The 13,968-nt window shown below is 76.3% G+C and carries 2 protein-coding genes; both read left to right on the top strand.

The annotated features are described in order from the left end of the window. The first annotated feature begins 21 nt into the window (after positions 1–21). Entirely contained in the window at positions 22–5,559 is a 5,538-nt protein-coding gene (locus T398_RS25800) for a type I polyketide synthase (RefSeq protein ID WP_496450425.1), read from the top strand. Between the two features lie 34 nt (positions 5,560–5,593). Further along, on the top strand, positions 5,594–13,968 hold an 8,375-nt coding region (locus T398_RS25795; RefSeq protein WP_496450424.1), incomplete at its 3' end, for a type I polyketide synthase.

Raw genomic sequence — 13,968 nt, 5'->3', positions numbered from 1 at the left:
GATCGCGCGGTGTTGGCCGGGGTGCTCGACGAGATCGGGGACCTCTCCGGTGTGGTGCATCTGGCCGGGGTGCTCGATGACGGTGCGTTCGAGGGTTTGACCGGTGAGCGGGTGGCGTCGGTGTGGGCGGGCAAGGCGGTGGCGGCGGCGCATTTGGATGAGTTGACGCGGGGTCGGGATCTGGCGTGGTTCGTGGTGTTCTCGTCGGCGTCTGCGACGTTCGGGACGGCGGGGCAGGCGGGGTATGCGTCGGCGAACGCGTTTGTGGATGGCCTGGTGGCGCGGCGGCGGGCGGAGGGTTTGCCGGGGTTGTCGGTGGGGTGGGGGTTGTGGGCGGCGTTGTCGGAGATGACGGCGCATTTGGATGGGCGTGCGGTGGCGCGTATCGGTGGGGTGTTGTCGTCGTCGTTGGGTGTGGGTTTGTTCGACGAGGCGGTGCGTCTGCCGTTGCCGCACGTGGTGCCGATCAGCTTGGACCTGGCCGGTTACCGCAGCGGCGAGACCGAGGTCCCGGCCCTGCTCCGCTCGCTCGTCCGACCGGCCCTGCGCCGGGCCGGCGACGCCGCACCGGACACCGACACCTTCGCCAGCCGGCTCGCCGCCCTGCCCGCGTCCGCCCGACACCGGTTCGTGCTCGACACCGTCGTCAGCCACGCGGCCGCGGTGCTGGGCCACGAACCCGCCGAGGCGATGAGCCCGAACCAGGCGTTCAAGACGCTCGGCTTCGACTCGCTCACCTCGGTCGAGTTGCGCAACCGGCTGCGGACGGCCACCGGCGTGCTGCTGCCCGCGACGCTGGTCTTCGACTACCCCACACCGGCGGCGCTCGCCGGCTTCCTGCTGGAGCGGCTCACCGGGGAGAGCCACGACGGTGCGGGCGTGCGCGCGACCACACCGAGCGTCGACGTCGAGGACGACGCGATCGTGCTTGTCGGCATGGGCTGCCGGCTGCCGGGCGGGGTGTCGTCGCCGGAGCAGCTGTGGGACGTGGTGGCCGGCGGCCGTGACGCGATCAGCGGGTTCCCGGCCGATCGGGGTTGGGACCTGGCGAACCTGTACGACCCGGATCCGGACCGTCCCGGCGCGACCTACGTGCGTGAGGGTGGTTTCGTCGACGCCGCCGCCGAGTTCGACGCCCGCCTGTTCGGCATCTCCCCCCGCGAAGCCCTCGCCATGGACCCCCAGCAACGACTGCTGCTGGAAGTGTCCTGGGAGGCGCTGGAGCGCGCCGGCATCTCACCCGACTCGCTGCGCGGCTCGGCGACGGGCGTGTTCGTCGGGGGTGCCTCCTCGACCTACGGGCTCGGCGTGGAGCTGCCCGACGGCGTCGAGGGACACCTGCTGACCGGCTCGGTCACCAGCGTCATGTCCGGCCGGGTCGCCTACCAGTTCGGGCTCGAAGGCCCGGCGGTGACCATCGACACCGCGTGCTCCTCCTCGCTGGTCGCCCTGCACCTGGCCGCGCAGGCGCTGCGCGCCGGGGAGTGCGACCTTGCCCTGGCCGGGGGCGTCACGGTCCTCACCAACCCGGGCATCTTCACCTCGTTCGCCCGCCAGCGCGGGCTGGCCGCGGACGCGCGGTGCAAGCCGTTCGCGGCGGCCGCCGACGGTACGAGCATGGGCGAGGGCGCCGGCGTGCTGGTGGTGGAGCGGTTGTCCGACGCCCGCCGGCACGGGCACCGGATCCTCGCGGTGGTCCGTGGCAGCGCGGTCAATCAGGACGGCGCCTCCAACGGCCTCACCGCACCGAACGGCCCGGCCCAGCAGAAGGTGATCCGGCAGGCCCTCGCCGGCGCCGGTCTGAGCGCCGCCGACGTCGACGTGGTCGAGGCGCACGGCACCGGCACGAAGCTGGGCGACCCGATCGAGGCGCAGGCGTTGCTCGCCACCTACGGGCAGGACCGGGACCGGCCGCTGTGGCTCGGCTCGGTCAAGTCCAACATCGGGCACACCCAGGCCGCGGCCGGCGTCGCCGGGATCATCAAGATGGTCATGGCGTTGCGACACCAGGAGCTACCGGCCTCGCTGCACGTCGACGAGCCGACCCCCGAGGTCGACTGGTCCACCGGAGCCGTCCGGCTGCTGACCGAGGCCCGACCCTGGGACACCACCGACGACCGGCCACGACGCTTCGCCGTCTCCTCGTTCGGCATCAGCGGCACCAACGCCCACGCCATCTTCGAAGCGCCGCGCGCCGACGCCGTTCCGGCAGCCGCGCCACCGGCCGACGGCCCGCTGCCGTGGACGCTGTCCGCGCAGAGCCCCGACGCGCTGCGGGCGCAGGCCACCCGGCTGCGCGACCTGCTCGACCGGGAACCGCGGCTCGACCCGGCCGACGTCGGGGCCGCGCTCGCCGCGACCCGGGCCACCCTCGGCCACCGCGCCGTCCTGACCGCCACCGACCGCGACGGGTACGCCGCCGCGCTCGACGCGCTCGTGACCGGCACCCCGACCCCGGGGCTGGTGACCGGCACCGCCCAGGACCGGCGCACCGCGTTCCTGTTCACCGGGCAGGGCGCCCAGCGGATCGGCATGGGCGCCGGACTGGCCGCCCGGTTCCCGGTGTTCGCCGAGACGTTCGACGAGATCTGCGGGCGGTTCGACGGGCTGCGGGACGCGCTCACGTCGGAGGAGATCCACCGCACCGTCCACGCCCAGGCTGCCCTGTTCGCGGTCGAGGTGGCGCTGCACCGGCTCCTGGAGAGCTGGGGGATCACCCCCGACTTCCTGCTCGGGCACTCGATCGGGGAGATCGCCGCGGCGCACGTCGCCGGGGTGCTCGACCTGGACGACGCGGTGACCCTGGTGGCCGCCCGCGGCCGGCTCATGCAGGCGCTGCCGGCCGGCGGCGCGATGCTCGCGGTCCAGGCCCCGGAGACCGAGGTCCGTCCGATGCTCCCGGAGGGCGTGGACATCGCCGCCGTCAACGGCCCGACGTCGATCGTCGTCGCCGGCCCCGCCGAGGCGATCGACGCCCTGGCGGACCGGTTCGCCAGGACGACCCGGCTGACCGTGTCGCACGCGTTCCACTCGGCCCTGATGGAGCCGATGCTGGCCGAGTTCGCCGAGGTGGCCGGCGGCCTGACGTACCGGCGTCCGCTGATCCCGATCGTGTCCGGCCTCACCGGAGAGCCGGTCGACGGATACTCGGCCGACTACTGGGTGCGGCACGCCCGGGAGACGGTCCGCTTCGCCGACGGCGTAGGGTGGCTCCAGGACCACGCGGTCACCGCGTTCGTCGAGATCGGGCCGGACGGCGTCCTCGCCGCCATGCTGCCGGCGTGCCTGCGGGCGCCGGCCGGCGGCGAACTCGCCCCGGTCGTCGTGGCCACCCAACGGCGCGACCGCGACGAGGCCGAGACGCTGACCCGGGCCGCCGGCCGGTTGTCCGCCGAGGGCGCCGCGGTGCGCTGGGACGCCTGGTACCCGGGCGGCGCGCGCCGGGTCGACCTGCCCACGTACGCGTTCCAGCGGGAGCGGTTCTGGCTCGCCGACCGGGCCGCCCGCCCGGCCGACGACGGCGCCGCCGAACGGCACTTCTGGGACGCGGTGGCCGGCGGCGACCTCGACACGATCGCCGCCGACCTGGACCTCGACGCCGGCGCCCCGTCCCGGGAGGCGCTCGGCAGCGTGCTGCCGGCACTGTCGAACTGGCACCGCCGGCAGCGGGACCAGGCGGCCGTGCTCGACCTGCGGCACGCCGTGCGGTGGGAGCCGCTGGACCGCGCCGCCGTGGCGCCGGCGACCGGGCCGTGGCTGGTGATCGCCGCGCCGGGCGACGAGCCGCCGCTGCACGACATGGTGCCGGTCCGCGACGCGGCGACCCGCACCGACCTGGCTGTCGCCCTGCGGGCCGCGGCCGACGGATGCGCCCCCGCCGGGGTGCTGTGGGCGCCGCCCGCCGGGCTCGCCGACGCGGCCGCCCGGACCCTCACCGTGCTCCAGGCCCTGGACGACTCCGGCATCGGCGTGCCGCTGTGGTGCCTGACCCGCGCCGCCGTGCAGACCGGCGCCGACCCGGACGTGGACGTCGCGCACGCGCAGATCTGGGGCTTCGGCCGGGCCGCCGCGCTGGACTGGCCGCAGACCTGGGGTGGGCTGATCGACGGCCCGGCCCGCTGGACCGACCGCAGCCGCGCCGACCTGGCGCGGGTGCTCGGCGGCGACGAGGACCAGGTCGCGCTGCGCGACGGCGGCGCGTCGGGCCGCCGGCTCACCCGGGCCGCCGCGCCGTCCGCCGCCCGGTCGCCGTGGCGCCCGACCGGCACCGTGGTCGTCACCGGCGGCACCGGCGCGCTCGGCGCCGAGGTCGCCACCTGGCTCGCCGCGCGGGGCGCGGAGCACCTGCTCCTGCTCAGCCGCCGCGGACCGGACGCGCCCGGAGCGGCCGAGCTGACCGCCGGCCTGCTCGCCGGCGGCACCCAGGTGACGGTTGCCGCCTGCGACGTCGCCGACCGGGCCGCGCTCGCGGCGGTGCTCGCCGCCGTCCCGGCGGACCGGCCGGTCACCGGCGTCGTGCACACCGCCGGCGTCGACACCGGCCAGACGCTCGACACCGCCACCGAGGACCACATGGCGAGCGTGCTGCGCGCCAAGGTGGACGGTGCCCGCCACCTCGACGAGTTGCTCGCCGACGCGCCGCTGGACGCGTTCGTGCTGTTCTCGTCGATCGCCGGGATCTGGGGCAGCGGCCACCAGGCGGCGTACAGCGCGGCCAACGCCGCCCTCGACGCGCTCGCCGAGCGGCGCCGGCTGCGGGGCCGTACCGCGACCGCTGTCGCCTGGGGACCCTGGGCGGGCACCGGCATGGCGGCCACCGAGGAGGCGTCGGCGTTCCTGCGCCGCCGCGGGCTGCGGCCGATGCCGGCCCGGTCGGCGCTGACCGCGCTGGGCCACGCCGTCGACCACGACGAGACCTGCGTGACGGTTGCCGACGTCGACTGGACGCCGTTCCTGGCCGCCTTCACCGCCATGCGGCCCAGCCCGCTGATGCGCGCGGTGGCACCCGCGCCGGACGCCGTGGACGTGCCGGAGCCGACCGCACCGGTCACCGGGGAGCTGCGCAACCGACTCGCCGGCCTCCCGGCCGCCGACCGCTACCGGGTGCTGGCCGACCTCGTCTGCCGCACCGCCGCGGACAGCCTCGGCTACCCCACCGGCGCCGGCGTCGAGGAGAACCGCAGCTTCAAGGAACTCGGCTTCGACTCGCTGACCGCCGTCGAGTTCCGCAACCGGCTGAACGCGGTGACGGCGCTCACCCTGCCCATCTCCCTAGTGTTCGACCACCCGACCCCGGTCGCCGCCGCGGCCTACCTGGAGCGCGAGCTGTGCGTCGGGGCGGCCGGCGGCCCGGACGAGCAGGAGAACGCGCTGCGGGCCGCGCTGGCGACCGTGCCGATCGCCCGCCTGCGCGACGCCGGCGTGCTCGACGTGCTGCTGCGCGTCGCCGGGCTGGCCGCCGACGACGACCCGGCCGGCTCCGGGCCGGCGGGCGAGCAGATCGACGACCTCGACGTCGACGCGCTGATCCAGATCGCGCTCGAGAACGACAACGACTGATGCAGCTGACCCTGGGTAACGGTGGGAGATCCTGATGAGCGACCGCGCCGAGAAGACCGTCGAAGCGCTGCGCGCTTCGTTGAAGGAGATCGAACGCCTGCGTCAGCAGAACCGGGACCTGGTGAGCGCGGCACGTGAGCCCATCGCGATCGTCGGCATGGGCTGCCGGCTGCCGGGCGGGGTGACCGACCCGGCCGGGCTCTGGCAGCTCGTCGCGGAGGGCCGGGACGCGATCGGGGGCTTCCCGGTCAACCGCGGCTGGGACGAGATCCCGGACGCCGCGGACGCGCCGCCGTACGCCAGGCAGGGTGGTTTCGTCCACGACGCCGACGCCTTCGACGCGGGCCTGTTCGGCATCAGCCCCCGCGAAGCCGTCGCGATGGACCCGCAGCAGCGGTTGATCCTCGAATCGGCGTGGGAGACGGTGGAACGGGCCGGCATCGACCCGCTGTCGCTGCGCGGCAGCCGCACCGGTGTCTTCGTGGGCGCCTCCGCCTCCTGGTACGGGGCCGGCGCCGCGGCCAGCCAGACCGAGGGGCACCTGCTCACCGGCACCGCCAACAGCGTGATCTCCGGTAGGATCGCCTACACGCTCGGCCTGGAGGGCCCGGCCGTCACCGTCGACACGGCCTGCTCGTCGTCGCTCGTCGCGCTGCACCTGGCCGCCCAGGCCCTGCGGCAGGGCGAGTGCACGCTGGCCGTCGTCGGCGGGGTCACCGTCATCCCCGGCCCGGCCGTGTTCGCCGAGTTCGCCCGGCAGGGCGGCCTGGCCGGCGACGGTCGCTGCAAGTCGTTCGCCGCCGGCGCGGACGGGACCGGCTGGTCCGAAGGCGCCGCCGTGCTGGTGGTCGAGCGGCTCAGCGACGCCCGCCGGCTCGGGCACGACGTGCTCGCGGTGGTGCGCGGCAGCGCGGTCAACTCCGACGGCGCGTCGAACGGTCTCACCGCCCCCAACGGGCCCGCGCAGGAACGGGTGATCCGGCAGGCGCTCGCCGCCGCCCGACTGGTGCCCGACGACGTCGACGTGGTCGAGGGCCACGGCACCGGCACCACGCTCGGCGACCCGATCGAGGCGCACGCCCTGCACCTGACCTACGGCCGGGAGCGGACCACCGGACGCTCGCTCTGGCTGGGCTCGCTGAAGTCGAACATCGGGCACACCCAGGCCGCCTCCGGCCTCGCCGGCGTCATCAAGATGGTGCTGGCGATCCGGCACGGCGAACTGCCCCGGACCCTGCACGCGGACGTCCCGGACCCGAACATCGGGTGGGCGCCCGGCGGCGTCGAACTGCTCACCGAGGCCCGGCCGTGGCCGGTCACCGGTCAGCCGCGCCGCGCCGCGGTCTCCTCGTTCGGAATCAGCGGCACCAACGCCCACGCCATCATCGAGCAGGCGCCGCCGGACGAGCGTCCGGTCGCCGTGGCCGTCACCACGCCGCGGATCGTGCCGATCCCGCTCGCGGCCGGCTCCGACGCGGCGCTGCGCGCCCAGGCCGGCCGGCTGGCCGGCCTGCTCACCGCCGAACCGGCCGCCGACCTGCTCCCGGTGGGCCTCGCCGCGGCCACCACCCGGGCCGCGCTGGAGCACCGGGCCGTCGTGCTGGCCGGGGACCGCGCCGACGCGCTCGGCGCGCTCGACGCCCTGGCCCAGGGACGCCCGGACGCGAACCTGGTCCGCGAGACCGTGCACCCCGGCCGCACCGCCGTCCTGTTCACCGGGCAGGGCGCCCAGCGGCCCCGCATGGGCCGCGCGCTCGCCGAGGCGTTCCCGGTGTTCGCCGACGTGTTCGACGGCATCGTCGACCGGTTCGACGGGCTGCGCGCGGCGCTGGACTCCGACGAGATCCACCGGACCGTCCACGCCCAGGCCGGCCTGTTCGCCTACGAGGTCGCGCTGCACCGGCTGCTGCAAAGCTGGGGGATCACCCCCGACTTCCTGCTCGGCCACTCGATCGGGGAGATCGTCGCGGCCCACGTCGCCGGCGCGCTCGACCTCGACGACGCGGTGACCCTTGTCGCCGCCCGCGGTCGCCTCATGCAGGCGCTGCCGGCCGGCGGCGCGATGCTCGCGGTGCGCGCGTGCGAGGACACCGCGCGGGAGGCGATCGCCGGCACCGCCGTGGACGTCGCCGCGGTCAACGGCCCGACGTCGGTGGTGCTCTCCGGCCCGGCCGAGGCGATCGACGCGCTGGCGCCGCGATTCGACAAGGCGACCCGGCTGACCGTCTCGCACGCGTTCCACTCGGCGCTGATGGAGCCGATGCTCGCCGACTTCGCCGCCGCGATCGCGCACCTCGAGCACGCGCCCCCGCGTATCCCGATCGTGTCGAACCTGACCGGTGAGCCGGTGGCGGAGTTCACCGCCGAGCACTGGGTGCGGCACGTCCGGGAGGCGGTGCGCTTCGCCGACGGCATCGGGTGGCTGCGCGCCCAGGGCACCACCCGGTTCCTGGAGGCCGGCCCGGACGCGGTGCTCACCGCGATGACCCGGCTCTGCCTCGACGGCGCACCGGCGGTGGTCGCCCCGACCGCCCGGCGCGACCACGACGAGGTGCACACGGTGCTCGGCGCCGCCGGCCGCCTGCACGCGCACGGCGCGGCGGTGGACTGGCGGGCCCTGTTCGCCGACTGGGGTGGCACCCCGGCCGCGCTGCCCACCTATCCGTTCCAGCGGGAGCACTACTGGCTCGGCGCCGCCCCGGCCGGGGTGGCGGACCTACGCCACCGCGTCACCTGGGAACCGGTCGACCTCGACCCGGGCACGCTCGACGGCACCTGGCTGCTGGCCGGCGAGGACGAGGAGATCGCTGCCGCGCTGCGACTCGGCGGGGCCACGGTGTCCCCGTTCCCCCTCGGCGACCAGCCGGACCGTACCGACGTCGCCACCCGCCTGCGCGCGCTCGGCGACGTCGCGGGCGTCGTCGTCGCGGGCGCCGCGGACCCCGCGGTGATCGCGCTGCTCGCCGCGACCCGCGACGCCGGGATCACCGGCCGGCTGTGGTGCGTGACCCGCGGCGCCGTCGCCGCGGGCCCGCACGACGCCGTCGCCGACCCCGACGCGGCGCGGCTGTGGGGCCTCGGCCGGGTCGCCGCCCTGGAAGCGCCCGACCGGTGGGGCGGCCTCGTCGACCTGGCCGCCGACGGCACCGACCAGCTCGCCGGCGTGCTGGCCCAGACTCGCGAGGACCAGGTCGCCCTGCGGGCCGGCGGGCCGCTCGGCCGCCGTCTGGTGGCGGCCGGCGAGCCCGGCCCGGGCGCCGCCTGGCAGCCGCGCGGCACGGTGCTGGTCACCGGTGGCACCGGCGGCCTCGGCGGGCACGTGGCCCGCTGGCTGGCCGAGCGCGGCACCCCGCACATCATGCTGCTGTCCCGGCGCGGCCCGGACGCGCCCGGCGTCGCCGAGCGGGTGGCCGAGCTGACCGCCCACGGCAGCCGGGTGTCGGTGGTGGCCTGCGACGTCGCCGACGGCGACGCCCTCGCCGCCGTCCTCGCCGCGGTGCCCGCGGACCTCCCGGTCACCGGCGTGATCCACACCGCCGGCGCGATCGACGCCACCGCCCTCGACGAGGTCACCCCGGCCGGGTACGCGGCGGTGCTGCGCGCCAAGGTGGACGGCGCGGCGCACCTCGACCGGCTGCTCGCCGACGCCGACCTCGACGTCTTCGTGCTGTTCTCCAGCATCTCCGGAATCTGGGGCAGCGGCGGCCAGGCCGCCTACAGCGCCGCCAACGCCTACCTGGACGCCCTCGCCGCCCGCCGCCGGCAGCAGGGCCGGGCGGCGACCGCGGTGGCCTGGGGACCGTGGGCCGGCGCCGGCATGATCACCGCCGACGACGCCGAGACCTACCTGCGCCGCCGGGGCCTGCGGCCACTGGCGCCGCGCCGGGCGGTCGCGGCGCTCGCCCACGCGGTCGACCACGGCGAGGGACAGATCGTGGTGGCCGACGTCGACTGGGACCGGTTCCAGCCGGCGTTCGTCGCCGGCCGCCCGTCGGCGCTGTTCCCCGCCCGCCCGCCCGCCCCCGGGACCGCACCCCGGGCGTCCGCCGACGACGCCCTGCGCCGCCGGCTGCGGGCCGCCGACGAACCCGAGCGGCTCCGGCTGGTCCTGACGCTCGTGCGCGCCGAGGTGGCCGCCGTGCTCGGGTACGCGGACCCGGCGGCGGTCGAGCCGAACCGCCCGTTCAAGGCGCTCGGCTTCGACTCGCTGACCGCTGTCGAGCTGCGCGACCGGCTCAACACCGCGACCGCGCTGACCCTGCCGGCCAGCCTCGTCTACGACTATCCGAACCCGGCCGCGCTGGCCGCCCACCTCACCGCGGAACTCCTCGGCACGGCCGGCGACCCCGCCGTCACCGTCGTCGAGCAGGCGGCCGGCTCCGACGACCCGATCGCCATCGTGGGCATCAGCTGCCGGTACGCCGGCGGCATCCGTACCCCGGAGGACCTGTGGCGGCTGGTGGCCGCCGGCGGGGACGGGGTCTCCGAGTTCCCCGCCGACCGGGGGTGGGACCTGGCCGGGCTCTACCACCCGGACCCCGACCACAGCGGCACCTCGTACACCCGGCACGGCGGGTTCATCAGCGACGTCGCCGACTTCGACGCCGGCCTGTTCGGCATCTCGCCGCGCGAGGCGCTGGCCATGGACCCGCAGCAGCGGCTGCTGCTGGAGACCAGTTGGGAGGCGTTCGAGCGGGCCCGGATCGACCCCGCCTCGCTGCGCGGCAGCCGGACCGGCGTGTTCATCGGCTCGAACAGCCAGGACTACCTGGCCCTGCTCGTCGCCGGGGACGGCGACGCGGAGGGCTACGTCGCCACCGGCAGCGCGGCGAGCGTGGTGTCCGGCCGGGTCGCCTACTCGTTCGGCCTGGAAGGTCCCGCCGTCACTGTCGACACCGCCTGCTCGTCGTCCCTGGTCGCGATCCACCTGGCCGCGCAGGCGCTGCGGGCCGGGGAGTGCACGCTGGCGCTCACCGGCGGCGTCGCGCTGATGTCGACGCCGACGATCTTCACCGAGTTCTCCCGCCAGCGCGGGCTGTCGGCCGACGGCCGGTGCAAGGCGTTCGCGGACGCGGCCGACGGCACCGGCTGGGGCGAGGGCGTCGGCCTGCTCCTGCTGGAACGGCTCTCCGACGCCGAACGCGCCGGCCACGAGGTGCTGGCCGTGCTGCGCGGCAGCGCCACGAACCAGGACGGCGCCTCGAACGGGCTGACCGCCCCCAACGGGCCGTCGCAGCAGCGGGTGATCCGGCAGGCGCTGGCCCACGCGCGGCTCGAACCGGCCGACGTGGACGCGGTCGAGGCGCACGGCACCGGCACCCGCCTCGGTGACCCGATCGAGGCGCAGGCGTTGCTGGCCACCTACGGCCAGGACCGCGAGCAGCCGCTGTGGTTGGGCTCGATCAAGTCGAACATCGGGCACACCCAGGCCGCGTCCGGCGTCGCCGGCATCATCAAGATGGTGATGGCCCTGCGGCACCGCAGTCTGCCGGCCACGCTGCACGTCGACGCCCCGTCGTCGAAGGTCGACTGGTCCACCGGGGAGGTGCGGCTGCTGACCGAGCCCCGGCAGTGGCCCGCCGAGGCCGGCCGGGTCCGGCGTGCCGGCGTGTCCTCGTTCGGGATGAGTGGCACCAACGCCCACGTCATCATCGAGGAGGCCCCCGAACCGGCGCCGGCGGCGACGGCGGAGGGCCCGGCGACAGTGCCGTGGATCCTGTCCGCCCGCTCGGCGGCGGCGCTCGCCGGGCAGGCCCGGAAGCTGGCCGAGTTCGCCGCCGCCCGGCCGGATCTGGACGTGGCCGCCGTCGCCCGGGCGCTCGCCACCACCCGGGCGAGCCTGGCCCACCGGGCCGTGGTCGTCGGCGGCACCGCCGACGAGCTGGTCGCCGACCTGGCGACCGTGCCGGCGGGCCCACCGGCGGCGGACGGCGACGGCGCCGTGGTGCTGGTCTTCCCCGGGCAGGGCAGCCAGTGGCTCGGGATGGCCGCGGCGCTGCTGGACGAGTCGCCGGTGTTCGCCGCGCGGATCGCCGAGTGCGCGGCGGCGCTGCACCCGTTCGTGGACTGGAACCTGCTGGACGTCCTGCGGTCGGACGACGACGGCTGGATGGCGCGGGTCGACGTGGTGCAGCCGGTGCTGTGGGCCGTGATGGTGTCGCTGGCCGCGCTCTGGCAGTCCCTCGGGGTCCCGATCGCCGGGGTGGTCGGCCACTCGCAGGGCGAGATCGCGGCGGCCGTGGTCGCCGGCATCCTCACCCTGCCGGACGGCGCCCGGGTGGTGGCGGTGCGCTCGCGGGCGCTGCGCGCGATCGCCGGCACCGGCGGCATGCTGGCGGTCGCCGCCGACCCGCAGACGGCGGCGACCCTGATCGAGGGCGTCGCGGGCGTGTCGGTCGCGGCGACCAACGGCCCGGCGTCGGTGGTGCTCTCCGGCGACGTGGCCGGCGTGGACGCCGTCGAGGCCCGGTGCGCGCAGCAGGGGGTGTGGTGCCGGCGGGTGCCGGTGGACTACGCCTCGCACAGTGCGCACGTCGACGGCCTGCGGGCGGAGCTGCTGGCCGCGTTCGACGGGCTGACCCCGCGGGCGGGCACGGTGCCGTTGCACTCGACGGTGACCGGCGAGCGGGTCGACCCGGCTGAGCTGGACGCGGGGTACTGGTTCGAGAACCTGCGCCGGCCGGTGCGCTTCGACGACGTCGTGGCCGGGCTGGTCGCCGCCGGGCATCGGCTGTTCGTGGAGGCCAGCCCGCACCCGGTGCTCACGGCGGGGATCGACGAACGCGGCGGCGCGGCGATCGGGTCGCTGCGCCGGGACGCCGGCGACCTGGCCCAGATGGTGCGCTCCGCAGGTGAGCTGTGGCAGCGGGGCGGCCACGTGGACTGGTCGACGCTGACCGGCGACGGCCCGCCCGGCGAACTGCCGACGTACGCGTTCGACCGGCAGCGGTTCTGGCCCACGGCGACCGTGCGCGGCGGCGACGCGACCGCGATCGGCCTCGCCGAGGTTCGCCATCCCCTGCTCGGCGCCGGCGTGGTGCTGGCCGACGGGGACGGCGTCGTGCTGTCCGGGCGCTGGACGCTCGCGGCGCTGCCGTGGCTCGCCGACCACGCGGTCGCCGGCCGGATCGTCGTGCCCGGCACCGCGTTCGTCGAGCTTGCCTGGCAGGCATGTCTGGCCGTCGGCGCGGCGGCGGTACGCGATCTCTCGCTGCACGCGCCGCTGGCGCTGAACGCAGACGGTGGCGTGTCGGTGCAGGTCCGCGTCGGCGCGCCCGAGACGGACGGCGACCGTACGGTCCGGGTGTTCTCGCGTTCCGGCGGCGACCACCCGCTGGACACCGGCGACGACTGGATCTGCCACGCGTCGGGCGTGATCGGCGCGGCCGGCCCGACCACCCCCGCGGATCCGCCGACCTGGCCGCCGGCCGGGGCGGTGGCCGTCGACGTGGACGGGTTCTACCGGGCCGGCGCCGACGCCGGGTACGGCTACGGCCCCGCCTTCCGCGGGCTGCGGCGTGCCTGGCGGGCCGGCGACGACGTGTACGCCGAGGTCGAGCTGCCCGAGTCGGTAGATCCGGGAGCGTACGGCGTGCATCCGGCGCTGCTCGACGCGGCGTTGCACGGGATCGGGCTCGGCGGACCGGTCGGTGGCGGGTCCGGGCCGATGCTGCCGTTCTCGTGGTCCGGAGTCCGCCTCTTCGCCCGCGGCGCGTCGACGCTGCGGGTGCGGCTCACCCCGGCCGACGACGATGGCGTGACGGTCCGGCTGGCCGACGCGGCCGGTGCGCCGGTGGCGTCGATCGACCGTCTTGTGCTTCGCGCCTGGGACGGCACGCCGACGCCGGACGCCGGCATCCGGGCGGCGTTGCTGCGGGTCGACTGGTCGCCGCTGCGCGACGCGGTGCCGGTGGACGTGCCGGCCGAGGTGTGGCGGGTGGGCGAGCCGGACGTCGCGGTGGCGTTGGCACACGTGCAGGGCTGGCTGGCGTCGAGCGTCGACGGGGTGCTCGTGGTCGTGCTGCCCGGCGCGGTGCCGGCCGGCGGCGCGGCCGTCGACCCGTACGCGGCTGGGGTGTGGGGTTTGTTGCGGTCGGCGCAGTCGGAGAATCCGGGTCGGATCGTGCTCGTCGACGGTGACGGCGAGGACGGGTTCCTGCGCGGGTTGGCCGGGTTGGATGAGCCGCAGGTGGCGGTGCGCGGTTCCATGGTGTTCGTGCCGCGGCTGGTGCGGGCGTTGCCGTCGTCGTCGCTTGTGGTGCCGGATGTCGCGGCGTGGCGGCTGGACGTGGTGGGCGGGTCGTCGTTGGATCGCCTGGCGTTGGTGCCGGCCGACGACGCGCTGGCGCCGTTGGCCCCGGGTCAGGTGCGGGTGTCGATGCGTGCCGCCGGCGTCAACTTCCGCGACGT

This window comes from Salinispora goodfellowii (assembly GCF_059570675.1).
Note: the sequence above shows the minus strand (reverse complement) of the source record. Positions and strands in the feature narration are given on the sequence as shown.